Genomic DNA, 25088 nt, shown 5'->3' on the forward strand with positions numbered 1-25088 from the left:
CATGACTAGGCATCGTGCCAACCGTTTCGCGCCCAGAGTGTGCCCGCGCGGCATCGGCCGCTGCCCTAAGTCCACGCCGAGGTCCGGCGCGTGAACAGTCGCGTTAAGTCCCTGCTTGGCCCCGCATACCCGTTCTACATTCGGGTTAAGACCAGTGAAACAGTCCGTGATCTGACCGCCTCCATCGGCCTGCCTGCTTACCGACGCCGGCGGCGCGCCAACCCTGGTGTCCTCGCGGTCAATGTCGATGCGCGGATGGGGCTCGGCGCGACGATCGCCAAGGCGCTGCTATTCCACGCGCTGGCGGAGGATCTGGAACTGCGTCCCGAGATCATATCTTCCAATCCCCTCTACGCCAGCGCGCCCGGGCAGGATTTCCTGGGCCGTTACTTCGATCGGCCGGTCGCCGCCAGCCCTGGACCTCCGCTCAGCGGACGCAGCTATCTGTGGGCGTTGCGGAAGGTGGCGCAGACGCACATATCCTACGAACGCGCCGCCGCCCTGTTCGCGCAGCATTTTCAGCCGAGCGCGCTGGTTAGGGAAACGATCGCTGCGGTGATGGCCGGGCGCAACCGGTTCGACCTGTCGATACATTTCCGCGGCACTGACAAGTTTCTAGAATCCGGTCGCGTCGATGTCGACAATCTGTTCGGCCAGATCGATCGAACGCTGCCATCGCTGCCGGCGCGGGGACAAATCTTCCTCGCCACCGACGATGCGTCGTGCGAGGTGGCGCTGCGCCTCCGCTACCCTGACGTAAGTTTTACAACCTACAATCTGGACGATGTGCCCACGGGCGTGCCCCGCCATTTCTCGGCGATGTCGCCGCAGGACAAGGCCCTAGAGGCGGTGGTCAACATCTTCCTGATCGCGTCGGCACCGCGCTGCATCCGAACCAGTTCCTACCTGTCCGCGATTAGTAAGATTTCGCGTCCTGACCTGAAGACGGTGACGATCAACAAGACGCTTAGCGGGTCAACCGGGTTTCCCGAACGGCAGGTCATCGGTACGGAAGCCGACGGCTGATGCGCGACGGATGCGGGAACGGGCACAGGTGCTGCCCAACCGCCGGATGATCGAATACCAGAACTCCAGAATGAGGCGTAGCAAGCATATGTTTAAGCTGTCGGGCAAGAAAGTTTACGTCGCGGGCCATCGCGGCATGGTGGGTTCGGCTTTGGTCCGCCGGCTGGCGTCGGAGGACTGCGCCATCCTGGCACCCGCGCGCAGCGAACTGGACTTGAAGGACCAGGCGTCGGTGCGCGCCTGGTTCGAGCGCGAGCGGCCGGACGCAGTGTTCCTAGCGGCAGCGAAGGTCGGCGGCATCCTGGCGAACGACACCTCTCCGGCAGATTTCCTCTACGACAATCTGATGATCGAGGCGAACATCATCGAGGCCGCGCATCGCACGGACGTCGCCAAGCTGATGTTTCTGGGCTCGTCCTGCATCTATCCAAAGATGGCGCCGCAGCCGATCACCGAGGATTTGCTGCTGACCGGCCCGCTGGAGCCGACCAACGAATGGTATGCCATCGCCAAGATCGCCGGGCTGAAGCTAGCGCGGGCATATCGCCGCCAGCACGGGCACGACTATGTCTCGGCCATGCCGACCAACCTCTACGGGCCGGGCGACAATTTCGACCTGAAGGGCAGCCACGTTCTCCCCGCGCTGATCCGGAAGGCGCATGAGGCGAAGCTGCGCGGCGAGCATGGCCTGGAAATCTGGGGCACCGGCACGCCGCGGCGCGAATTCCTGCATGTCGACGACCTGGCCGACGCCTGCGTGTTCCTGATGAAGGTCTATTCCGAAGACGAGCATATCAATGTCGGCTTCGGCGAGGACGTGACGATCCTCGAGGTCGCGCGGATGGTGATGGCCGCCGTGGGGCTGGACGGCGACGTGCGCTGCGACACGACCAAGCCCGACGGGACGCCCCGCAAGCTGATGGACGCCAGCAAGCTGCGTGCGCTGGGCTGGTCGCCGAAGATCGACCTGCGCCAGGGGATCGCGGATGCTTACAACTACTTCCTCAGAACCGGCGATCAGGCCCGCGGCATGGCGGCAACCTAAGCCGCATGGTCGCGCAAGCGGCAAGGCAGGGCGGCAGGCAGCCCCTGCCGCGCGGTCAGGCGACCTGCTTTCCTGCAACCCGGGCTGGCTCGGGTACTGCCAGACGCTTGCCAAGCGTGCGCAGCCGGTTGCGTACTGCCGGCTCCACCTTCTCGGAAATGAGTAGCGTGACGCCGAAGACGATCGCCACCACGCCGAGCCACACCATCACGGTGGGCCCACGATCTTGCAACCGGACGAACAGCACCGCGCCGAACGAACTATGCAGCAGGTAAAGCGGATACGTCGTGGCGCCGATCGTGACGAGTATCCGGGTAAGCCGCGGCGACGGCGCGGGCAGGAATACGCAACAGCCGACCAGTAGTGCGCCACACCAGATCACGGCCACCGCAATCCCCGGAAAATAGGGATAGGCCGCGTGTGCGGCCGGTGTTGCCGCCACTGCATAGATGCCTTTCGAGGCAAGCAGGAGCGCGGCGACGATCAGGACCAGCTTGACAGCAGTATGCCGATGCTCGCCGAGCCGCTGTGCGAGGATTCCCACGATAAAGTAGGGCGCGTGATCCGTCATCGCCGCCTTACCGAGGATCGCCGGTGCATGGGGCGCGATCGCACATGCAAGCAGCCAGGCGGCGAGCAGCCAGAGCGCATCTATGCGTCGCCGAAGTACCAGACACAGTATGACGATAATGTAGAACCGTAATTCGACGATAAGCGACCAATAGACCCCGTCCACGAACGGCACATGCACGAAGGCCTGCACCATCGTCATGTTGACGAGATAATGAAAGAGATCCGGTGCCCAGACGGTCGGGTGGACGCGTCCGCCGATCACGATCGCAAGCGCGGTCAGCGTGCAGCAGATCCAGTAGGCCGGATACAGCCGCAGGAAACGCGCCCAAGCAAAGGCGAACGGCCCCCGGCCGCGAGCACTCAGCGTGATGACGAAACCGCTGATCATGAAGAAGATCTGCACGCCGAACTGACCGTACACTAAGACATCCGGGACAAACGAGAAGCGCAGCGGCAACACGCCGCTATGCGGGAACACCGTGCCATAATGGAACAGGACCACCGAGGCGGCACATAGCAGCCTGAGCAGATCCAGAAACTCATAGCGCCGCGCAAGCGGTCCGAGCGATTCGACGGTCATCAATCCCCCTTGTCGAGCCCAGCCCTCACGGATCGCCCGGTTCCTACGCGTGCGCCCACCGCCACGATCGGCGTGATCCGGCGTCACCATCAGAGTAGCGGATGTGCCAGTGAAGACGCGGTTGCGCAACCGCACTCCATGGCAATACCCGCTCTGTTCAAAGTCGTCCGGCAGGTTCCAGCCCGTGGCGTGCGCCCGAACGCCTCCGAGGCAGCGCCTGCAACCGGTGGCGGATCGCCGGTTCCGGATAGCGGCTGACGAGCCAGGCCAGCAGCAGCATCGCCCCGACCATCGGCCAGATCCCCGTCGCGCGCGGCATCCAGGGTGCGGCGACACGCATCAGCGCCATGCCGATCTCCGAATGAAACAGGTAGAGCGGGTAGGTCATCGCGCCAAGTGCGGCCAGCGGTGCCGCACGCCGTGGGTTCGGCGCAAAGGCGCAGACGAGGATCAGCACCGTGCCGGCGACGACGATGGCGAATTGCACGGCGGGATCATAGGGGCCAGGGCGTGCAGCACCGCCGACGCCCAGCATCCACGCCTCCATGGCAAGCAGGACGACCAGCAATGCGGCGTTCAACAGCCTGCCCTGCGGCCGCAGCATAGCCCGGATCGTCATGCCGGTCAGGAAATAAGGCGCAAAGTTGGTTAGCAACAGCTTGCCCATGATGCCCGGAAGCCACGGTGCGGCCGCAGACGTTATGATCCAGCCGATCAGCACCGCGGGCGACGTGACGCGGACGCGGGCCATGACGAGCAGCGCCACGAGCAGGTAGAAGCGCAGTTCGACGGCCAGCGTATGATAGACCTCGTCGACATGCGGCACGCCGACGAACGCCTGCAGCATGGTCAGGTTTACCAACGTCTGCCCCAGTCCGGGCGCGCGCGGCGAAGCGGTCATCGCCAGCACCAGCGCCGTGGCCGGTACCGCCAGCCAATAGGCAGGGTAGAGCCGCACCATCCGCGCCCAGAGGAAATCGCGCCACGTCCGTCCTTCCGCGCTGATGGCGATGACGAAGCCGCTGACCATGAAGAACACCGGCACGCCGAGCCGGCCATAGATCGTGATCGTCGGCGCGACCACATAGTCTGCAAGCCCGCCGGACAGATCCAACGGCGCGACATAGCCATAATGGAACAGCACGACCGCCATCGCGCAGAGGAAGCGCAACAGGTCCAGCCATGCGAAGCGCTGCGCCTGTCGCCCCTCTGGCTCAACCGTCATGATCATACCCCCCGCACGAACCGGCGACCGGGCCCGCGGCACCCGAACTGTTCAATCCTCAACCTGCGTCTGGCACCGATTCATGTCCTTCACAAGGGCACGACCTGTCGCGCAGGGTACACCCTATTCATCAGTTAGTTAACCGATATGGTTTTAAGGGAGCGCGGCATTTGGTTCTGAGGAACGCGGAAACATAACTGATCCTCGCAATGTAGGACCCATATGGTTCACCGTTGGTCCAAACCCTATCGGAGACCGAGCTGTCCGACCAGACAAAACTGCCAGTGGCCGCCCCGGCCGATTTGCCCCGCCGCACGCTCTATTCTTCGGTGCGCTGGGATCGCCCGCCGTCGCGGTGACGCCGGACAGCCTCCTGCCCGTCGATCTGCGCGGCGGCGCCAGCCCGTTGTCGCTGATCGAGCGGCTAAACCGTAAAGGCGAACCGGCGGCGGGCGATGCGAGCACGACCTACATGCCCCTTCTGGTGCCGACCGACGCCGGCACAGCCGGCCCGAACGGCGTCCCCTCGCCCGGCCCCGGTCGGGCGGTGCATCAGCTTCTGCTCCAATACGCCGATCTTGGGGCGCATGCAGATCAGCACGGGCGGTTCGCACTGGCCGGGCACGGGCACCGCGCCGCTCCGGGACGTCAGCTTCTCGTGCGGGCCGCAGCTTGCGTGCCCGATCATCCCGGTGAACAATTTCATCCGCTCTGCCGATCGCTTCAGCCTCAGCTGCTATATCCAGCGCTGGCTGGCCCCCGCCGTGACCGGCACCCACTATGTCGGTTTCACCGTGGCGGCGTTCGGTCTCGCCGGCAGCATCAACTTCGGCGCCCGGAAGGTGATCTTTATGCTGGGCGACAGCACCTGGAACGGCGTCGGCGCGATGAGCATGCTGGCCTGCGCGCCCTAGCAGATTAACAAATTCTACCGCGATCGGGGGTAGACAGTCACAATATCCTGAAGGCCTATAGAGGGGCGACCAGCACCGGGCATGATTATTACCGCCAGGGGCGGCAAATATGATTTTGCGCAGGTCGACACGATCTTCACAATCTCTGCGTCAACGACGCGGGCCAAGGCTACACGACCGGCACCACTATAGCGAACATCCAGGCTCTCGTCGCCTGGAAGCGGAAGCGCTATACCGGCGCGAAGCTTGTCATCTTCGGGCCGACGCCGCTCCAGAACGCGACGTTCGGGGGGCTGCGGCGGCACTCCGATCCGCCGAGCGGACTTACGTCGCGGGATTGGGCGATCCCAGCGTGCTGTCGTTGATCTGGGCGCCAGCTTCGACCGGGCGGTGGGTGCCAACTATGTGTTGTCGGACGGCGCGGATGGCAAGCGCATCCACTCCGCCGACCAGGGCCTGACCCAGTTGTGGAACGGCTATGCCGGCAAAGCCGGACTGCGCGCCTGGCTGGCGGCGAACCTGCCCAGGTTCTAAACCGGCATCTCTATTGTCCCCCGTCGCCCGTGTTGTCAGGATTCGCCGCAACTGTTAGCGGTGGCCCACGGGTTGTGGGGGCTCCGAACATGCTTTGCGATGATCAGGCCAGGACTGTTCAGGATGCCGCACGAGCGCTTGCGCCCATGCAGGCCGAGAGCGGGCGCCTGGCGGAGAAGGACAAGCTCGTTTTTGTCGACTGGCTCCGCGGGCTGGCAATCCTCCTGGTGATCGTGGTGCATCACTCCCAGCGATTTCCCGATCTGCCGTCGGTCCGGACCATTGCATCCTATGGCCAGTTGGGTGTGCAACTCTTCTTCGTGGCCTCCGCTTTCACGCTCTGCCTGTCGGCAGATGCACGGCGGCAGGAATCCCACGCGACCCGCAACTTCTACCTCCGCCGCCTGATCCGCATCGCGCCCCTCTATTATTTCGGGATATTCTTCTACCTCGCCATGTACATGGTGCGAGAGGGCATCCCGCAAAACGGCTATCCCGGCCTCTATACGCCGGTGAATATCATCGCGAACCTCCTGTTCGTCCACAGCTTCGTGCCCGGCGCCTTTAACGGTGTCGTACCGGGCGGATGGTCGATCGGGACGGAGATGACGTTTTACGCCATCTTTCCGTTTCTCCACGGGTGGTTCGCGGCGGCCTACGATCGATACGGGATACGCGCACTTGTCGCCTCGCCCGCTGTCGGGATAGCGGTCGCTGCCGCGCTGGAGTGCGGTCTGTACCGGTACGCCGGCAAGGGCATATCCAATAACAACCTGGTATATTGCAATATACTCAATCAGTTACCCGTGTTCCTGATCGGCATGTCCGCGTACTTCGTCATCAGGGACGGCGCCCCCCCCCTGCGCCCGATGCGTGACCTTGCGGCCCTCCTCATACTGGGCACATCCTCCTTCCTTCTTCTGCACTTGGGAGAAGAAGGAAGGTTGCCCGCAGCCGCCTTCACGCTGCTTCCGGCAACAGCCGCTCTTTCCTTCGTGTTCGTATTGAATCTCGCGAGATCCGGTACAATCGTCACTCGGTCCTTATGGCTTGCGCGTGTCGGCCAGCTTTCCTACTCCATGTACATATTCCACTTTGCGTTCGCCTGGGTCCTGACATCGAGCATCTTGCGCCTCTTTGAGTTAAGCGTGCGTGCCCAAGCAGTTCTTTACCTGCCCACGCTACTGTTGTCCGTGCTGGCAAGCCTCGCCGTTGCAAAACTGAGCAAGCGACAGATCGAGGACCGATTCATCGATAAGGGCAAGCGGCTGATCCGGTACTTGGACAGCCGAGTGCCACCGGGCGGCACTCGATCATAGCCGCGCGACGTCACCAGGCAATGCGCGCCCCTCCAGTCAAGTTGCGCCCTACGCGGCGCGCGCTAGGGCCGGGCGCCGGGAAAGTCGGGTGGTGGACCCTGCTTCCACGCACCCGGATCGGGCAAGGTCCAATAGGCCCACGCAAAACCCCGCGCCGTCGCCTCCGCGCGGACCGCGCGTAACCAGCGATACGCGTCGTCGAGAAGCAGGGGCGATTTCTGCGGGGTGAGGCCGACACCGAACTCGCCGACCAAGATGCGGCCGGGCGGCACGCCCTGCCGTCTGGCCCAGGCGGCGACCGCGGCCATATCGGCGCGGATCGTCGCTTGGCCGCGATTATGACGGAGATAATCGTCGAGCCGGGCGGCAAGCCAGTTGCGGCGCGGGGACCCGGGCGCAGGCAGCATCTTGGTCGCCGCATCGGTCGCCAGTTTCGGATCGGGCGGGAACGGCACGCCGCGCACCCCGTCCTCTTCCTGCCCGACAAAGGCGCCAGGATCATAATAATGGAAGGTCCAGGCAATGTTGCGATCACCGCGATAGGGCGCGGCGTCGAGTGCCATAAGTGCAGCGGCCGTACCGCGACACCCCGTGAGCACCAGCGGCAGCCGCGGCGCTACTGCACGCACCCGGGCGACCATCGCGGCCTGCACCGGCGCCCAGTCGAACGGCTTGCCGTCCTGCCAGCACGGCGGCTCGTTCAGCAGTTCCAGCGCGACTCTGGGCCTAGCCGCCAGCATCTGCGCCACCGCGACCTGCGCGCGGATCAGCGCAGCACGACGGCGCGGATCGGGCGCGACATCATCCTGCGTCACGGGCGCGTCAGACGACCAGAAGTGCAGGTCCGCCACCACCCAAAGGCCGGCGGCGCGATAGGCATCGATCATCGCGGCCAGCCATGCCAGCGCGCGGGCGCGCGCGGCGGGGTCGTCCGCCATCAGGGGCGTCGGCGTAATAACCAGCCGGACAAAGCCGAAGCCCGAATCGGCGACCCCCCGCACGATCGCGGGTTTGTAACGCGCGGGCTGGACCTGGTAGGTGCGCGGCGTGCCGATGGCGAGCACCGCCGTGCCCATGTTCATGCCGCGGCCGTTGCCGAACAGTCGTGCGTCGGGGGGCACCGCCGCCGACGTGCAGGCGAACGCCGCGGGCAGCAGCGCCAGTGCGCGCAGCGGCCGCCGCCAGCGGTAATATATCTGGTTTGACCGACCATTCATAACACTCGACCTATCATAGCGAGGGCCGCCGTCCAAAGCTGTATGCGCCCCGCGGGAGGACCGCTATAGACGCGGCGTCGCCAGGAATGCCCCCTGGCGGTCGGACAAGGGGGACCGATGCAGCGGACCGGAATGCGGGTGATGTACTGGCCGAACGAGCCGGCGCATCTCTATCCCGACTTTACCCAGGCGGGCGGACGGGATGCGTTCGGCTCGATGGAAGCGGACGGCACCGTCGACGCGCTGCAGATCTATTCCTATCGGGTGGAGCGCGCCCGCTTTAGCACGGCCGCTGATTTCGAGCGTTCGGCGATGGACGCGGTTCGCGCCTTCGCGCCGGACATCCTGTTCGTCCAGCACCTGTTCGGCACCGATCTCGGCAAGGGCTTCTGGCAGGCAATCCGGCACGAGATGCCCGGCACCACGCTGGTTTATCACGAAGGCGACCCGTTCGATCGCGGTGCGAAGCGCATCGACCGCGCGACCGTCGCCATACTCGGCCACGCGCATCTCGTGCTGGCCTGTGGCCTCGGCTCGCTGGCGGACATTCTCGGGCAGCACAGCACGGCGCCGATCGGCTGGATGCCGCACTGTTTCGTGCGCAGCCGCTTCGCGCAGCGCGATCCCGCCACGGCCGAAAAGACGCACGATCTCGTCATGATCGGCAACAGCGGCCGGCGTCGGCGGCTTAAGATGCTCTATGTGCCGGGCGGCCGCCGCCGCGCCGAATTGGCCAGGCACCTGTCGGCCATGTTCGCCAGCCGCTTCGCGCTCTACGGCGGGGGCTGGACCGGTCTCGCATCGGCGCAGGGCAGCCTGCCCTTCTTCAAGCAAGAGGAAGCGATCCAGTCCGGCCGCATCACGGTGAACTGGGATCATTTCGATGATATCGATTACTATTTTTCGGATCGGTTGCCGATCTCGCTTGCCGCCGGCGTGCCGCACGTAACGACGCACCATTTCGGCTACGATCATATCTTCGCGGACTGCCCCGGCCTTTATGCCTGCAAAACGCCGGAAGAGGCGGTGGAGACGGCGCGTTGGCTGATCGGCCGTTCGGACAACGACCTGCTGGCGGAGGGGCTGGCGGCCAAGCGCTGGGTCTTCGAGCATCTGGAGGCCGAACCGGTGTTCCGCAACGGGCTGGAACAGGCGGTTCGGGCCCACCGGCGGGCGCACACCGCATGAGCACACCGGCAAAGGGCAGCATCCGCGCGGGCGTTCGCCTCACCTTCCTCGGCACCGTCGCGAGCGGGGTGCTCCAGTTCCTCGTCATGACGGTGCTGGCGCGGCTGCTGACGCCCGCCGAATATGGCGCCTATGCGCTGTGCGTGGCGATTGCCTCGCTTTCCGCCGTATTCGTTTCGAACGTCATGGAACGCGCGCTCGTCGTGGCCGAAGCCGACGGCGAGCCGGCAGACCAGTCCGCGGTGCTGCTGATCCTGTCCGCCGGCATCTCGCTGTGCGCGCTGGGCATCGCGTGGGTCTTGCACGCCACCGGCCTGCTGGCGCTGGAACCCGCGCTGCTTGGCGCGACGCTGCTGGCCAACGTCATCGGCGCGGGGGCGATCATGCCGCGCGTGCTGATGCGGCGGCGGCTGTATTTCGGCATCATCGTCAGCGCGGAACTGGCCGGCATGCTGCTCGGCGCGGGGGCGATGGCGGTGGCACTGGCCGCCGCCGGCTGGGGCAGCTACGCGCTTGCCGGTGGTGCGGTGTTCCAGAACATCGTGCTGGTCCTGATCCTGCGGGTGCGCCACCGCGACGCGCCCGGCTGGACCCGTCCGTCGATCGCGCGCGCGGTGGTGCTGGTGCGTTCGGCCTTCGACCTGGGGCGCACCGCGGCGGCGGAGATCGTGAACGGGCAAGTGGCGCCGCTTGTGCTGGCGACCCAGCTGGGCGTGGGGCCGGTGGGCCTGTTCAACCGGACCTACAGCCTTGTCCAGATGCCGATCCAGCTGCTGACCAGTTCGATGAGCCGGGTGATGGTGTCCGCATTGTTCGCCATGCGCGACGAACGTGCGCGCTTCCGTCACAATGCCCGCGTGCTAGTGCAGGTCGCGGGCGTCGTCGTGGCGCCCGTGGCGGCGGGCATCGCCGGCACCAACGAGACGTTCCTGCTGCTTGCCTTCGGACCACGGTGGACGGACGCCGCCACCTTCCTGCCGCTGCTGGCCCTGAGTGCCTGGGCGGTGATGATGGGCACGCTGTACGGGATCGCCATCGAGGCGATGCGGGCGTTCGCCGCGAAGACACGCGCGCAGGTCATCAGCACGGCGTTCCTCGTCGTGCTCGCGCTGGCGGGGACGCGGCTGGGCCTCATCGGCGCTGTGGCGGGCATCGCAACAAGCGGCTGCATCTACCTCCTGCTCTCGGCCCGCACAGCCGCGCGGGTGCTGGAAATGCGGGTGGCGGAGGTGCTTGGCTGGCTGGTGCCGGGCATCGTCGTTGCCGTGCCGTGCTTCGCGGTGGCCTGGGCCATCGGCCGCGGCGAGGAAACGCTGGCGACGCCGCTGCGTTTTGCCGTGCAGGTCGCGGCGTGCGGCGTGGTTGACGCGCTGACGATGCTTTTGTTGTTCCCGGCCGTGGCGTTGCTGTTGATCGAGAATGCCGCCCCCGTCGCGCTGCGCCTGCTGCCCTGGCTCGACAGGTATCTGCGCGGTGCAGGCAAGGCGGTGCGACCGTGATCGTTATGCGGCTGACGGACGGCCTGGGAAACCAGTTGTTCCAATATGCCGCCGCAGCGACTCTTCAGGCGCGGACGGGCGCCGAGATCGGCTTTCTGGTTGATGCGTTCGACTCCGTCCACGCACGCCCGGATCGCCCGCTGCTGCTGCCCGAACTGGTCGACTGCCGCGATCAGCTGATCCGCACGCGCAGCGCGCGAGGGCTGGCTGCGGTGGCGATCCACCGCCTGCTGCGCCCGCGCGGGACCGCGGTCCGGCATGTGCCGGGCATTTGCCATATCGCTGCCGATGCAGGCTGCCATCCGGGGTTTGCGCGAATCCGCGATCCCATGCTCGTCGCTGGCTTCTTCCAGGCTTGGGCCTGCGTGGAACCAGGAGTGGATGCTGTGCAGGCGGCGGTTCGCAAACGCTTCGGACCGCGCATGACAGCGGCGCGGAAGGCGTTGGAGACGCGCCTAGCCGGTACGGGTCGCATCGTCGCGTTGCACCTGCGGCTGGGGGACTACCTGACGATCGGCGACGGCCAGGAAGCGGTGGTCCCGGTAGCACGGGTCCGCGCCGTGCTGGCCGGGCTCGAACCCGAGGCGCGGGTGATCGCCTTCACCGACACGCCGGACGCGCTGGATGCGATCGATTTCGGCCGCCCGGTACCACGTTTCCCCGGTGCGACCGCGCTTGACGATTTCGCTGCGATGGCGGCATGCGACGATTTCGTGATCGCCAATTCGACATTCTCATGGTGGGCATCGTCGCTGGGCGATACCGCGGGCAAGCGCGTCTGGGTGCCGCGGGACTGGAAGCGCCCTGCCCGCCCCGGCAGCGACTCCGACAATCCGATCTACCGGCCGGACCACCGCCGCTACTGATCGATCACCTGCCTGAGTCAAAGGTTCTCGCGCGCCGGCGGGCGGCGCAGCCACGGACCAACTGGCGGCTGCACCATCCAGTGGCCGAACGGAATGGCCAGCGCCCGGCGCTGCACCCAGACTTCCAGCGCGAACAGCTTCGTGCGCAGCCGGAGAGCCGGCTTCTCGACCATGAACCAGGAGAAGACCGCCAGCGCGACGATGATCGGATAAGGCAGCAGCAGGTTCTTCCAGAAACCAGGGCCGACAAGCTGGAAAACTGCCTGCTGGATGGGATAGCCATATAGGAAGATGCCGTAGGAATAATCGCCGGACGACACGATCTTCATCCGCGGCGGCGTCAGCAGGCCCAGATAGAAGGTGACATAGGCGATAGCGAGCAACGCGACATAGTCGCCGCCTGGCAGCATCATCAGCCCGTAGGCGGCGACGCACGCAAGCCCGAAAAGCGGCCGCGACAACGGGATCTTGTCCCGGAACATGTAGCCCAGATTGCCAAGCAGGAAGCACAGCACCAGCGCGCGGCCGTATAGCGTGAAGCGGACAAGCGACTTGGCCTCATAAAGCTCATAGCCGGTCAGTAAAACGATAGCCACGATCACCGTCAGCAGAAGCAGCCAGCGATACCGAACGAAGCCGATGATGCCGAACAGCGTCAGCACAGCGTAGCATTTTAACTCGTACGGCAGCGTCCATAGCTGCCCGTTGACCGTCTTCTGCAGATTGTACTCGAACACACCCGGCAGGAGGAAATGGATCTCGCCGACGATGTTTAGAAAATAGGCGCGAAACTCGGGATGGGCGAAATACTCTGCCAGCGGCAGCGACGTGAAGGTCGGGCCGAGGATCAGCGCTGCGATCGCAGTGTCTACCGCTAGCGCAGGCACCAGCCGGATGATGCGCAGCCCAAGGAAGGACACCATCGTCCTGCACCGTTCCAAGCTACCTGCAACCAGGAAGCCGCTAAGGCAGAAGAACATGCCGAGAACCATCGCCAGCGGGGGCCGCAATGGCCCGCCCCACAGCCGGTCGACCGCGTTGTTGCCGACGGCGATGTTCACCGTATGCGTCCAGACGACCAGCGAGGCCAGGATTAGCCGCATATAGTCGAAACCCGACGGCCGGTTGCTGCATCGGGCCAAGCGTGTGGCGATCGTCTCGGACACAAGTCCCCCCAGTTCAGTCCTGCCCATCCGCTCCGTGCCACAGTTCGACGACAGGCGGAAGCCGCATGCGGCCGAGGGGGCGGTGCTAACGGTCGATCGCGCGCAGCAGGCGGGCGGGGTTGCCGCCGAAGATGCTGCGCGGCGGAACGTCCGACACTACCACGCTACCCGCCGCGATGATCGCCCCGTCGCCGATCGTCACGCCCTTGCCCACAATCGCGCGGGTACCGATGAACACGTCGTCGCCGATGATGACCGGACGACTGATCGCTGCCCAGTCGGACTTTGCGAAGCGCCGGCCTTCGGGCGCGTGATTGTGGAAATCGGTATCGAACACTAGCACGTCCGCCCCGAACAGGCAGCGGCGGCCGATGGTGACAGTGATCGCTGCGCAAATCGACGTGCCGCTCAATCCGCTGTCGTCGCCGATCGCGATCCGCGCGCCTGACGTCAACCCGCGCAGCACGACGCGGTGCGATACGCCCAGCGCGGTCCCGATGCTGCGGCTGACCAGCCCGATCCCGGTGCCCAGCGTCAGCGTAGCGCCGGGCGCCAGCACGATCAGCGGCTGCCCGAGACAGCGCAGATCCGCGCCGCCGCGCACGCCCTTCGGAAGGCGCGCGCGAGCGATCGCGCTGGACAGATGCCAGTCGAGCCCCTGCAACTTGTCCGCCAGCCCGCCCACGGCGTCAGCGCACGCCGCGCCGCAACCGCGGCAGGACCAGCCGGCGGTACGGCACCAGAAAATGCAGGGGCCACCAGCCGCCCGAATGGCGTCGAGTGAAATGCCACCAGCTGGCAAAGGGCAAGCCGTGGTGCGTGTTCACCTTGCGCCATTGCTCGCGCCACCGCAACGTCGGCGATCCGTATCCGCGATCCTGCTTGGCCAGGTTGGCGTCGCAACGGCCGAACGTGCCCGGCATGAGCATTGCAGGGATGCCGGCACGGCTGGCGCGCAGCCCGTAATCCATGTCCCCCAAATTATGATGGTAGGCGGGATCGTTGATGCCGATCCGGTCGACGACCGCGCGCGGCACCAGCACGATATTGCCGTTGAACGTGTCGACGGCGGCTAGATCGGCGCCCGGCTCGACGCGGTCCAGGCGGAACGACAGGGAGGCGGGCACATGCCGCAGGCCCCCATAGCTAACGACGCCGTCGCTGCCGATGGTCGATCCGACGAGGATGAAGTCGCCGGCCGGCCGGCGCGCGTGCATCGCGGCCCAGGCGTCGGCCAGCCGGGCGAACGCGTCTTTATCGAGCGTCACGTCGTCGTTCAGCCACAGGAAGCAGTCGCACGGCAGGTCGAGCGCCCGCTGCCACGCCCAGAACAGGCCGCCATTCCAGAACGCGTCGCCCGTCCCGCGCACCACCACCGCGTCCAGCACCTCGGCCAGCACCGCGTCCACCGTGCCGTCGGTGGACGCATCGTCGAACAGCACGATGCGATAGGGCAAGGCGAGCGACTGTTCGCGCAGCCGCCGCACCGCCGCGACGGTGGTGTCGCGCCGGTTCCGACAGACTAGCAGGATCGCCACGACCGGCAGGCCGGGCGTCACCACGCGGATTTCATGAACCTGCCCCCTAGGCGCGATTTTGCCTTCGTGTCCGTAAGCGGACCGGCTAGGGAGCGCAAGCATGTGCGTGACGAGGGGCGTGAGATGAACGAGCAGGCGCTTGGTCTTGGGAACCGAAATATCGCCCGACCCCGCCGCCCCCGGGCGGCCATCATACCGCTCGATGAGCGGTGGACGGTATGGACGATTTGGGCGGTGCTGCTCGCTAACTTTGTCCGGGAAGTTCTCGGGCAGAGTATGCTGGTTTCGTTCGGCTTCTACACTTTACACGTCGTTGACCCCCCCGTGCTCATGGCAATTGCCTCAACGTTTATTGGTTTAAACTATCGCCGCCCGCGTGGTGGACTCATACTAATACCGATATTACTAATTGCCGTCATCATTATAATAAATCTCGTAAGGGGTCTCCAAGCAAATCCTGCGGTCGCTTTGCTTTGGGCTCGCGTGAACATGGCAACAGGCTTTCTTTGCCTTATGGCCACAATCTGCCCCGCTACACATGCAGTCCATGCCGCGATACGCAAGGCACTCGTAACGACCGGTATCATGGTAGCTGTCCTGGGTGTCGCCCGCCTGCTCTCCAGCCCCGACCTATTCATGACAGCTAGTTACGCAAGCGTTGACGATGTCAACGACGGGGGACGGATCCTGACGACGCATGGCGGTTTCCACATGGGACTGGCTGCCACGCTGATGTTGTCAGATGTCCTTCGGCGGGGGGTGAACAAGTCACCTTGGCAACTGCTCGCCTTATTTATCCTTGTCAGTGTCGAGCTTGCTTCCGGGCAAGGCACGTCGACCCTAGCAATGTTCGCGATGCTCACGGTCGTTCTGACGCTCGAGCGCGGGAGCCTGTCCGGCACGCGTTTAGTCATTGGCGGGGCGTTGTTGCTGGCGGGGATTGGCAGTTGGGTCACGATCCGGTCGATAGACTTGACCGGCATCCACATTGCGGGATTTGATCTCGGACACAGATCGGACAACCTCGAGACGCGCGAAGCGATATGGTCGAGCCTAATGCGCGCTTGGCCGAAGTTGGACTTGTACGACCAGTTATTCGGGTTACCAGGTGGTCAAATACCTTATCTGCTGGTGTATAGATCGAATGTCCTGAACCAATGGACCTTGCAAATGCACAGTATGTACTACGGTGCTTTGAACATCATGGGGTATGTCGGCTACTGGTGCTATGTGGCAATATTAGCTATTCTTACTTTCGCGGCACAGCTTAAATCGAGAAGACGCTCCGGAAATTTTACAAAACCGGCGTACGGAATCGCAATGTGCGTTGGAACCGCGATTCTTTCATACTCGTATGAAATGCAAAACGCGGACATCTTCGGTCTCTTCATATCGATCTGGTGGTATGGCTTTCCCTTCGCTACCCAGAACCGTTCTGGCTCGGCATCACCGAGCGAGGCGTGATTTCAAGTGTTTCACCCAAATATCATAAGCCGATCTGGTAAAATGAACGCCGTCTACGGTATCCTTCTGGCGAATTTTACCAGCCTCGATCAATTCAGGCCACAGGTCGATCACGTCGACCTTCTCCTGTTTAGCGATCCGCCTAATAATTCCATTATATTGCTGTATTAGGATGTTATGCTTTGGGTATTTTGTTGGCGTAATCAGCGTAATGAGTATGCGACAGTGGCACTTTTTCGTGACGCGAAGCAGTTCTCGGTAGTCGTTTTCGAACCGTTCAGGTGTTGAATATGGATCGAACGCATCGTTCATTCCTGCCGATATTACTGCCGCATCGGTGGTGTAGCCCCAACTATCGGGGTCGGTTATGTTAGCTATCTGTCGAACCGTGTACCCGCCTCTCGCCTTTGAGACGACTGAAAGCGGCAGCCGGAAAAGCTTCCAGCCCCACGGCATGCCGTTCGCCGTGAGGCTATCCCCGATCATTACAACACGCGGCTTGAAATGACTTGCCGTCTTTTCCGCGAGATCATTCACGAAGGCTTTACGTTGGCCTGACGATACGGAAGCGATTATCGCTGTTATAATCAAGGCGTAGACGATCAGGAGCCCCAACAACAAATCTTTAGCTAATTTGGACATCGTTATGTCAGATCCTAGAACTGGCTATTTTGTCGTGATCCAAACGGTCTACGTGTCAGCGTCGCGGCATGGCCAGTGCCGCCACCGCACCATCTGCGAAACGTCGGGCCATTGCCTCGATCGTGAAGCCTGCCGCATGGGCCCGCGCCGCGGCGGCCATCGCGGCGCGGCGGTCCTCATCCAGCAGCAATGCGACGACCGCCTCAGCATAGGCCTCCTCGCTGGTCCACTCCGGCACCACCACGCCGGTCTCGCCGTCGCGCAAATAGGCGATCTCGGGGCTGTGCCAGGGATAGCGTGTCGTGACGACCGGCAAGCCCATTACGCCGGCGTCCAGCACCCCCAGCCCGAGCAGCCCCGGCATCAGGAACAGCCGGGCCATCTGCATCAGCGCCGCCTTCTCCGCGCCGAACCGCGGCCCGGCGACGATCAGCCAGGGGCGGCTGGCGGCGAGCGTATCCAGCTTTTCCCGGTCCTCGCCACCGCCGACCACGATCAGCGCGAAATCGGGCAGGCGCGCGCGGACGCGATCCGCCGCGGCGACGAGGAAGTCGAGCCGCTTGTCCGGATAAAGCCCGCCCACGAAGATCGCAACGCTATCGCCGGCGACCCCCAAGCGGGCCTGCAGCGCCGCGGTCTCCACCGGGTCAAGCGCGGCCGCAGCGCGTTGCAGCGCTCCCGTGTCGACTGCGTTATTGAACACGGTGACGCGTTCCTGTGGAAAGCCGAGCGAACGCACATGCTGCGCGCTTTCCTCCGTATAGGCGAACCACCAGTCGCAGCGTGTCGCCCAGAAACGCTTCCATCGCTCCGCCCGCGACTGTGGATCGCGCGCCTGGAAATTGCGGCCATGCCCCCAGAACCCGATCCGCGGGCGCAGCCACCGCGGCATCACCTGCAGCAGGTAGTTCAGCAGCAGCCGGTTTTCCTGCGTGACCACGACGAGATCTGCCCCCGGCAACAGCAGCAGCGCGGGCTGCCATAGCAGGGCACGCCCCCCCGGACCAATCCCGCGGCTGGGAATGGTAGTGGACCAGTCGAGTTGAATGGTGTCCGCCTTCGCGGCTTCGTGCGGCAGCGGCGTGCCCTGGACGAGCCGGTAGTCAATGCCGCGTTCTGCCAGCATATCGCGCACCAAGACGTGGAACGCCTCGCGATAGTGGGTCAGGATCGCCGTGACGAAAAGGACGGTCGGCCGTTTCATGACGCTCGCCACGTCCGCAACGCCTTGCGCGCCCGACCGACGAAGAACCCGGCGGCCGAGATTGGGCCATGTTCGGCCGGCATGGCAACGGGCAAATCGTCGCTGATTAGGATACGGCGATCGCCGCGCGCGCAGATCGCCTGGTTGAACGGCACATGCTCGCATACAGCGAGCGGCGCGGCCGCAGAATAGGTCTGGGCGAAATAATCACGTGCACGGTAGACGCACATGCCATTGAACGCGGAAGTGCAGTAGCGGTCCGTCGCTACGGTAACCTGCCGCTGCTCGGGATAGATCTGGCGGCGAAACGTCCGATAGTAGCGCAGGGGATGACGGCGATGCCGGTCGATTTCCAGGCCGACATTGCGGTCGAACCGACCGGGCCAGCGCAGTGCGAGCAGATCGTAGTAATAGGGTCGCGATGATGCGGCGACGCCAGCCAGATCGGGCCGCGCATCGAGCAACGCAACGGCGCTGGCAATCTGCCCGTGCGTCGGCAGGCGCTCAATCACGCTGTCAAGATCGAGGAGGATCACGCTGTCTTCGGGCCCGGCACCAGCCGCGGCCGCCGCGACGATGTCACGGCCGATTGCCATCCGATCATACCGTCCGTGCACATCGGTCATGGCAGCCGTGTCGACCAGCGAAGCGTCGCCACGATCACGTGCGCGCGCCTCGACCAATGCCCTCGTCCCATCGCGCGAACCGTTCTCACCGACAAAGGCGTGCGGCTTTTCGCCCCCCTCGTTCAACGTGTCGAGGAAGGCGAACAGCCGCGGCAGATAAAGCTCACAGTCGCGCGCAAGCGCCAGAACGAGCAGCTGAGGCGCGGCCATCGTCAGCGTCCCCGCTGCTCTTGCGCCACGGCGACAACGAACCTCGGGGCGAGCACTAGATAGCGGCGCCACAGGCGACGCGGTTCGCTGACGAGGCGGTGGAGCCACTCCAGGCCGCGGCTCCGCATCCATACGGGCGCGCGCTTCACATCGCCGGTGTGGAAGTCGAACGCGGCGCCGACGCCAATCAGCGTCGCGCCGGGAATTCGATCGACATGGTCGCGCATCCAATATTCCTGCGTGGGCGTGCTGAGCCCCACCCAGACGATGTGCGGACGCGCGGCGACGATCGCGGCCGTCACAGCGCTGTCTTCCTGTACAGTCAGCGCGCGGAACGGCGGGGTATAGGTGCCCGCAACCTCAAGGCCGGGATAACGCTCGGAAAGCGCGGCGGCCATCCGCTCGGCCACACCAGGCTTGCCGCCATAGAAATAATGACGAATGCCCTTGTCGACCGAAACGCGGGACAATGCGGTCACGAGATCGGAACCGCAGACACGGTCGACCCCGTTATGCCCGCGATGGCGCGCCAGCCAAACGAGCGGCATGCCGTCCGGCGTGACGAGCCCGGCCTGTTCGTGCAGCGCCATCAGGGCGGGATCGTCCTGCGCGCGCATGATGCCGTGGACATCGCGCACGCAGACGAAATGCGCCGTCCCCGCCTCGCACCAGCTGACGATTGTTCGCACGGCGACCGCGAGCGACACCAGTGAGACTGGCACGCCAAGCACCCGGGTGGCCGGAATACTAGCATCGTTGAGGGTCGCGAACCGTTGCCCGCGTAGACCGTCCAGGTCGCTCATCGTCAGTTGCGGTCTTTCCCTGCCCCAGGCTAATTCAGCCTCCGAACGCAATAGCCCTGCTGCCCGCAATCCGAAAGCACGAACTGTGCGGCTTCGGGTAACACGCCCGTCGGGTTCCGGCAGGTTGCCAAAGCATTTCGACTATGTCACTCGGCGCCGGATGCGATTATACGCGGTTGTGTGAAGGGGTTAGACTTGCGCGCTTATCTGATTCCGATCGCCTGCATCCTCCTGTCAGCTTGCGCTACCAAAGCCACCGTCATTTCTTCGGGTGATCGCTACATCGCGCCGACCACCATCGAGCCTTACAGGCTGGGATCGGGCGATCGTATCCGGCTGACTGTATTCCGCGAACCCACGCTGAGTGGCGAGTTCCAAATCAGCGCTCAGGGCAAGCTGCCGCTCTCTGTTGCAGGCGAGATCGATGTAGGCGGGCTCACTACTGAGCAGGTAGCGCGCGCTGCCGAGACGAAGTTAGCGGGCGGATTTCTACGTGACCCGCGAGTATCTGTCGAGGTTCTTGCCTATCGCCCCTATTTTATCCTCGGCGAGGTCGGGCAAAGTGGACAATATCCGTATATCCCCGGCCTGACAGTAACGTCCGCCGTTGCTACTGCACGGGGTTATACTCCTCGATCGCAGCAGCGGGTAATCTACATCCGGCGTGACGGCGAGGCGGCAGAAATCGCGTACCGCGTGACGCCCGAACTGCGGATCTACCCCGGGGACACCATTCGTGTCGCAGAGCGCTGGTTCTGAGCGCGCGACCGGCGTGGGATCGCTTCCTGCACGGACGTCAACCTAGCAACATCGGCGCCGGCTTCCGGCGATCGGTCGCCATCGCCGGTCGCGTCGCGGCATCGGCGATCGCGGTTGCCGTGCCCGCCGCCGTGCGTGCGCAAAGCTCGGAAAACCTGCTGGTCCCGCCGGTCCTGCCGCCGGGCTTCGCCTCCACGGAGAGCCAAGGCGTCGCGGACCGGGCACGCCCTGAATGGCAGGCGCTTGGCATCCGGCTCGGCGCCTTTACGCTGCGGCCGCAGATCGGCATGGCGGGTGGCGCGACAAGCAACGCGTTCCAGCTGCGCAATAACGAGACGTCCTCCGCCATCGTCACTGGGACGACCCAGGTCGATCTGCTGTCGGGCTGGTCTCGCCATTTCCTGTCGGTGCGCGGGACGGCCCAGGTCGACAAGTTCGTCGGCAATTCTCCGCGTGACACCACCATCTGGGCATTGAACGCCGCCGGCCGGTACGACATTCACAGCACGCTACAGGTCGCGGCAAGCGCCGACGTCGCGCGAGATAATGAAAGTCGTTTTTCGGGCGAAGCCGTCAACGCGAATTTCGCGGTGTCGCCGTTCTTACGGGAGGCGGCGACGATCCGCACAAGCTATCGCCCTGGTCGGCTTGGCGTACAGATCTCGGCGAACTACCAGCACCTCCATTTCATGCCGGTTCGCTTCCAGGACGGTTCCACGGGCGACCAGTCGATCCGCGACCGGACCGTTACCCAGGTTACTGTGGAAGGCACCTATGCAAAAGTACCGGGCGTTGCATTTTTCGTGCAGGGGACGGCAAGCCGGACCCGGTTCGACATCGTAGATCCGCTGCGCGTCCTGGGTGGCGATTCGGATGGCGTGCGCGTCCTGGGCGGCATGAACCTCGAACTCGCGGGTTTCGCCACCGGTACGATCGGCGTTGGCTGGTCCCGTCGCGATTATGCGGATCCCAGGCTGAGTACCAATTCAGGTCTGTCGGTGGAGGGCCGGGTGGCGCTGCTGCCGGAGGATCGGACCACCGTCACGCTGGGTGCCCGCCGCCAGTTGAGCGACGCCAATCCGACAAGCGGCCCTTTCTGGGACACCCGGCTGAGTGTCGGCGTTGATCGCGAAGTGCGGCGCAACATCATTGTGGGGCTCACCGGCAGCTACGGGCGCCAGCGTTACTTAGATGTCGGCTCGGCGCCGACGACCAACCGTTCCGCCCTGCTCACCGGAACTTATCTGGTCTCCCGTAGGCTAGAAGTCCGCAGCAGCCTCATCTACAGGGGCAGCCGATCGAGAGCGACGGCGGGGCTGGATGAGTCACGCGGCAGCCTTGGGCTGACCTTTAAGCTTTAACATTCAATCGTGCGGAAATCCGCAAACGGGGTACGCTTCAGGCCATGCAGTTAGGCGAGATCGAATCGAACGAGGGCACTCTAACCGAGCTGCTCGCGCGTGTGAGCGATACAGTTCGGCGACGCTGGATTATGCTACTGGCGGTCACGGCGGCGGTGTTCGTTGCGGGTTTCATCCTAATATCGACAATGACGCCGAACTATGTCGCGACGGCCAAGGTGCGGCTGGACCCGCGCAGTGCCATTTCCGCCGATGCGCAGCAGGCGCGCGCTGAGCTGGCACCCGAAGCTATCGAGACCGAACTGACTGCGGTGAGATCCGACGATCTTGCTCGTTCCGTGGTGCGATCACTCGGGCTTGCCGACGATGCCGAATTCACTGGCGGGTTGAACGCCAGCCCCAAGGAATCACTCGCCAACAGCAGCACGCGCGAAGGTGCGGTCGTCAACGCTCTGCTCAGCCGGCTTGCCGTCAGCCGTGAAAAGCTGACCTACGTCGTCAACATCTCGTTCAATTCGGTCGACCCGGTGAAGGCGGCAAGCGTCGCCAATGCCTTTGCGTCAGGCTATATCGAAAGCCGCACCGAAAAAAAGCTGGGCACCGCGCGCGCGCAGAGCGCCTGGTTCCAGGAGCGGCTGAGCCAGCTAGGCGCCGAAGCGCGGACGGCGGAAGCCCGCGCGGGCGAGTACCGCGCGCGGTCCGGCCTGGTCGAAAGCGGTTCCGGCGACGGCGGCGGCACGATCGCGGACCAGCAAGTGGCACCGCTTTCCGGAACGTTGGCCGCTGCACAGTCCGACGCCGCGGCGGCACGATCGACCCTTGCGGCGGCGCGGGGGCAGGTCGCGCGCGGCCGGCCCGACAGCGTGTCCGCGGTGCTCAGTTCGTCGGTGGTGGCCGATCTTCGGCGTCAACGCGCCGAGGCACTGCGCAACAAGAGCGAGATTGAGCAGCGCTACGGCGAGATGCACCCTGACAGCGTGCGCATCAACGAGCAGCTTGCCCAGATCGACAGTCAGATCCAGGCGGAAGCCCGCCGTATCGTGACATCCCTGCAAGCGACGTCCGATTCCGCCCAGGCACGAGTGTCCAGCTTGCGCGGCACGCTGGTGCAGCTGGAAGGCGAGCGCGAAACCAGCGTGCGCGACGCGACCGTCGCTGAAAGTCTTGAGCGGGAGGCGGCCGCCAAGCGGGCGCTCTACGACAAGACCTCGCAGCTTTCGCTGGACAGCATGCAGGCGGCAAGCGGAGCCATCGCGCAGGCGGAGCTGATTGACCGAGCACGCGCGCCAGGCGCGCCAGCATCGCCGAACAAGCCGCTGCTCTATGCACTGGCACTGATCGTCGGGTTGGCCGCCGGAGCCGGCACGATCGGGGCGCAGGAGTTGTTCACCGGCGGTTTCAGCTCCGTCGAGGCGCTGGAAGCAGCGACCGGCTTGACCGTTCTGGCCGTCGTGCCGAAGGTCGGCAAAGATCTCTCGCCCAGCGACCTGATGCTGGAACGGCCGACCTCCATGTTTGCTGAGGCGTTCAGGATCGCGCGCACCGCCGTGCTGGGCGCGCGGGGCGATGCGAGCGTCAAGGTGATCGCGATTACCTCGTCGCTTCCGGGCGAGGGCAAGACCACGTCGGCAGTCGCCTTCGCACGCACGCTGGCGATCGCTAATGCGCGGACGATACTAGTGGAATGCGACGTACGCCGGGCAGCTGTCAGGCACATCGTCAAGGGTGGTGCGCCCACCGTCGGACTGGTGGAACTGCTGCACGGCGAGGCGACGCTCGAAAGTGTATTGCTTGCTGGTGATGTTCCTAATCTTGATCAGATCCTTGTGGTGAGCCCGCACTTCTCCGCCGAAAATCTGTTCGGCGAAAGTCGGATGGAGAAGCTGCTTGATGTGCTGCGCGATCGCTACGACTATGTCGTTCTCGATCTGCCACCGCTGATGGGTCTTGCCGACGGGCGCCTGCTCGCACTGCTTGCCGATGCGACTATACTAGCGGTGAAGTGGAACAGCACGCCCCCGTCCGCCGTGAATGCGGCAATCAATTGGCTCCACACCGACGGTAGGAAGCCTGTCGGCATCCTCTACACGCAAGTCGATCCCTCCGCGCAGTCGGCTGGCAGCCTCTCATATTATTCCAAGCAATATTCGGACTATTACCAAAATAATTGACCTTGGCGGGACTCTACCAGCGGTAGGGTTCCGCCGCCCGTGCGGCACGGTACAGAGGGCGCAGCGGCCGTACGGCAAGACCGACCGCGGACAACCGAGTGCGCTTGACGTCGATCAGCGTCACATGCCCTGCCGCGGCTAGGGTGTGGCATCCGTCAATGAATGGCGCGGCGCCAGACGGTGCGTGTAGCACGCCCGCCGGGGCCACCGCGATCCGGTCGGGGTGCAGCGTATCGATCCGCAACAAGCGCAGTTCGGCACCGTATGTGCCCGCACAGCCCTGGAGCGGTATGTGAATCACACCGCCATGCCGCACCGGTGCGCCCCCCGGTCGGGCGCCTAGCGGATCGACCAGCACGGGGTTGCCGCTATAGGCATGCCATGGCCCGCCAAGTCGATCGGCATAGGCGGCGCAGAGATGCGTCAGCCGTGCCGTGACGGGATACGCCGGCGCATAAAAAATCCACCAGAGTCCGTCATGATGCAGGGGCGTCGCATCGAGCGGCACGGTATCGAGTTCGATCCGGATGGCAGCTTCCCAGCGGTGCGGAAACGATACCGCGCGGTACAACGTCAACGCGCCCGACTGAAAGCTTTCGGGCATCAGCCACGTCTCGCCCTCCGCCTCGAACACGAACGGGTAGGACAGGTGCCACGGCTCACGCAGCACAACGCGCTGATCAATCAGGCAAAGGTTGGCATCGTAGATGGAAACCGCGATGCGGCCGGTGGCGTCGCGATAGTCGAACCATTCGGCGAACACATGTAGCCGGTCGTGCCGCCACAGGCCGAACGGATCGGCCAGATACCGCAGGCTGCCCAGTGCGGGAACCCAAGTCAGCGGCCAACCCTCGAGTGATCCGGCGGCGACGATGTCGGCCGCCGATGCGCCCACGATCGCGCAGCGCCAGACGTCCTTTTTCAATTGCATGTCTGTCACCTTGCCGGTCCGCGCGAGCTGCGGTCGGCGGCGCTGTTGCACGAGCATTTCGCACATTCGCGCGCTTGCGAAAACCATGTTCCTCGCGTAGCCGGGCTAATCATTTCGTGGCGAACATCCGTCCGGCGCCTAGCGAATGCGATGCCTCCTCAAGTCCACAGGGATAAGCTTAGCGGTGCTTGGCAGTCGATTAAGCCGGTTTGGCGTCTTGGCGGTTT

The 25088-nt window shown here is 64.4% G+C and carries 23 protein-coding genes; 12 read left to right on the plus strand and 11 right to left on the minus strand.

The genetic code is table 11. From position 1 onward, the window contains the following. Window positions 1-90: 90 nt before the first annotated feature. Window positions 91-1026, plus strand: coding sequence for a hypothetical protein (locus SJY41_RS21250; protein ID WP_380784373.1), 936 nt, complete (start codon window positions 91-93; stop codon window positions 1024-1026). Window positions 1027-1114: 88 nt separating this feature from the next. Next, window positions 1115-2071 carry a GDP-L-fucose synthase family protein gene (locus SJY41_RS21255; RefSeq protein WP_380784374.1) on the plus strand — a complete coding sequence of 319 codons (957 nt, stop codon included), beginning with the start codon at window positions 1115-1117 and terminating at the stop codon, window positions 2069-2071. Between the two features lie 55 nt (window positions 2072-2126). Here the strand turns inward: SJY41_RS21255 and SJY41_RS21260 are convergent, their stop codons facing one another. Both SJY41_RS21260 and SJY41_RS21265 read right to left on the minus strand, forming a co-directional pair. Continuing rightward, entirely contained in the window at window positions 2127-3224 is a 1098-nt protein-coding gene (locus SJY41_RS21260) for an acyltransferase family protein (RefSeq protein ID WP_380784375.1), read from the minus strand. Window positions 3225-3381: 157 nt separating this feature from the next. Then, entirely contained in the window at window positions 3382-4449 is a 1068-nt protein-coding gene (locus SJY41_RS21265) for an acyltransferase family protein (RefSeq protein ID WP_380784376.1), read from the minus strand. A 587-nt stretch (window positions 4450-5036) separates the two neighbouring features. Between SJY41_RS21265 and SJY41_RS21270 the strand changes: the two genes are divergently transcribed. The 3 genes from SJY41_RS21270 (at window position 5037) to SJY41_RS21280 (ending at window position 7216) form a co-directional block, all read left to right on the plus strand. Further along, window positions 5037-5363, plus strand: coding sequence for a hypothetical protein (locus SJY41_RS21270; RefSeq protein ID WP_380784377.1), 327 nt, complete (start codon window positions 5037-5039; stop codon window positions 5361-5363). Between the two features lie 390 nt (window positions 5364-5753). Next, window positions 5754-5897 (plus strand): hypothetical protein, encoded by a 144-nt coding sequence (locus tag SJY41_RS21275; RefSeq protein WP_380784378.1) that lies wholly within the window; start codon window positions 5754-5756, stop codon window positions 5895-5897. Window positions 5898-6043: 146 nt separating this feature from the next. Then, complete coding sequence (locus SJY41_RS21280) at window positions 6044-7216, plus strand: acyltransferase family protein (protein ID WP_380784379.1); 1173 nt, start codon at window positions 6044-6046, stop codon at window positions 7214-7216. A gap of 62 nt (window positions 7217-7278) precedes the next feature. Here the strand turns inward: SJY41_RS21280 and SJY41_RS21285 are convergent, their stop codons facing one another. Further along, window positions 7279-8433 (minus strand): glycoside hydrolase family 5 protein, encoded by a 1155-nt coding sequence (locus tag SJY41_RS21285; RefSeq protein ID WP_380784380.1) that lies wholly within the window; start codon window positions 8431-8433, stop codon window positions 7279-7281. A 117-nt stretch (window positions 8434-8550) separates the two neighbouring features. Between SJY41_RS21285 and SJY41_RS21290 the strand changes: the two genes are divergently transcribed. The 3 genes from SJY41_RS21290 to SJY41_RS21300 are packed head-to-tail and all read left to right on the plus strand — an operon-like array spanning window position 8551 to window position 11986. Further along, a complete protein-coding gene (locus tag SJY41_RS21290) occupies window positions 8551-9621 on the plus strand; it encodes a hypothetical protein (protein ID WP_380784381.1) in 1071 nt (356 codons plus the stop codon). Continuing rightward, window positions 9618-11120: an oligosaccharide flippase family protein gene (locus tag SJY41_RS21295; RefSeq protein WP_380784382.1), complete on the plus strand. Its 1503-nt coding sequence runs from the start codon at window positions 9618-9620 to the stop codon at window positions 11118-11120. The genes SJY41_RS21290 and SJY41_RS21295 overlap by 4 nt, the downstream gene beginning before the upstream one ends. 5 nt (window positions 11121-11125) lie before the next feature. Then, window positions 11126-11986: an alpha-1,2-fucosyltransferase gene (locus SJY41_RS21300; RefSeq protein ID WP_380784438.1), complete on the plus strand. Its 861-nt coding sequence runs from the start codon at window positions 11126-11128 to the stop codon at window positions 11984-11986. Between the two features lie 17 nt (window positions 11987-12003). Here SJY41_RS21300 and SJY41_RS21305 read toward each other — a convergent pair whose 3' ends face one another. The 3 genes from SJY41_RS21305 to SJY41_RS21315 form a co-directional block, all read right to left on the minus strand. Next, window positions 12004-13089, minus strand: coding sequence for an acyltransferase family protein (locus SJY41_RS21305; RefSeq protein ID WP_380784383.1), 1086 nt, complete (start codon window positions 13087-13089; stop codon window positions 12004-12006). 148 nt (window positions 13090-13237) lie between these two features. Then, window positions 13238-13837: an acyltransferase gene (locus SJY41_RS21310; protein WP_380784384.1), complete on the minus strand. Its 600-nt coding sequence runs from the start codon at window positions 13835-13837 to the stop codon at window positions 13238-13240. A 4-nt stretch (window positions 13838-13841) separates the two neighbouring features. Beyond that, a complete protein-coding gene (locus tag SJY41_RS21315; RefSeq protein WP_380784385.1) occupies window positions 13842-14714 on the minus strand; it encodes a glycosyltransferase family 2 protein in 873 nt (290 codons plus the stop codon). A 99-nt stretch (window positions 14715-14813) separates the two neighbouring features. Between SJY41_RS21315 and SJY41_RS21320 the strand changes: the two genes are divergently transcribed. Beyond that, on the plus strand, window positions 14814-16154 hold the full coding sequence (locus SJY41_RS21320; protein WP_380784386.1) for a hypothetical protein: 1341 nt from the start codon (window positions 14814-14816) through the stop codon (window positions 16152-16154). Here the strand turns inward: SJY41_RS21320 and SJY41_RS21325 are convergent. From SJY41_RS21325 to SJY41_RS21340, 4 genes are read right to left on the minus strand one after another with little or no spacing between them, the layout of a single operon-like run. Then, a complete protein-coding gene (locus SJY41_RS21325; RefSeq protein WP_380784387.1) occupies window positions 16137-16796 on the minus strand; it encodes an SGNH/GDSL hydrolase family protein in 660 nt (219 codons plus the stop codon). The genes SJY41_RS21320 and SJY41_RS21325 overlap by 18 nt on opposite strands. 55 nt (window positions 16797-16851) lie before the next feature. Continuing rightward, on the minus strand, window positions 16852-18000 hold the full coding sequence (locus SJY41_RS21330) for a glycosyltransferase family 4 protein (RefSeq protein WP_380784388.1): 1149 nt from the start codon (window positions 17998-18000) through the stop codon (window positions 16852-16854). After that, entirely contained in the window at window positions 17997-18836 is an 840-nt protein-coding gene (locus SJY41_RS21335; protein WP_380784389.1) for a hypothetical protein, read from the minus strand. Before SJY41_RS21335 ends, SJY41_RS21330 begins: the two co-directional genes overlap by 4 nt. Window positions 18837-18838: 2 nt before the next feature. Further along, window positions 18839-19639, minus strand: a complete 801-nt coding sequence (locus SJY41_RS21340; protein ID WP_380784390.1) for a WecB/TagA/CpsF family glycosyltransferase — start codon at window positions 19637-19639, stop codon at window positions 18839-18841. Window positions 19640-19834: 195 nt separating this feature from the next. Here SJY41_RS21340 and SJY41_RS21345 point away from each other — a divergent pair, with 195 nt between their 5' ends. The 3 genes from SJY41_RS21345 to SJY41_RS21355 all read left to right on the plus strand — a co-directional run bounded on the left by SJY41_RS21345 (window position 19835) and on the right by SJY41_RS21355 (window position 23930). After that, window positions 19835-20398: a polysaccharide biosynthesis/export family protein gene (locus tag SJY41_RS21345; RefSeq protein ID WP_380784391.1), complete on the plus strand. Its 564-nt coding sequence runs from the start codon at window positions 19835-19837 to the stop codon at window positions 20396-20398. A 119-nt stretch (window positions 20399-20517) separates the two neighbouring features. Next, window positions 20518-21759 (plus strand): outer membrane beta-barrel protein, encoded by a 1242-nt coding sequence (locus SJY41_RS21350; protein WP_380784392.1) that lies wholly within the window; start codon window positions 20518-20520, stop codon window positions 21757-21759. A gap of 131 nt (window positions 21760-21890) precedes the next feature. After that, window positions 21891-23930, plus strand: coding sequence for a GumC family protein (locus SJY41_RS21355; RefSeq protein WP_380784393.1), 2040 nt, complete (start codon window positions 21891-21893; stop codon window positions 23928-23930). A 13-nt stretch (window positions 23931-23943) separates the two neighbouring features. Here SJY41_RS21355 and SJY41_RS21360 read toward each other — a convergent pair whose 3' ends face one another. Further along, window positions 23944-24927, minus strand: coding sequence for a formyl transferase (locus SJY41_RS21360; RefSeq protein WP_380784394.1), 984 nt, complete (start codon window positions 24925-24927; stop codon window positions 23944-23946). Window positions 24928-25088: the final 161 nt, after the last annotated feature.

This window comes from Sphingomonas sp. R86520 (assembly GCF_042466285.1).
In the GTDB taxonomy this organism is placed as follows: Bacteria; Pseudomonadota; Alphaproteobacteria; order Sphingomonadales; family Sphingomonadaceae; genus Sphingomonas.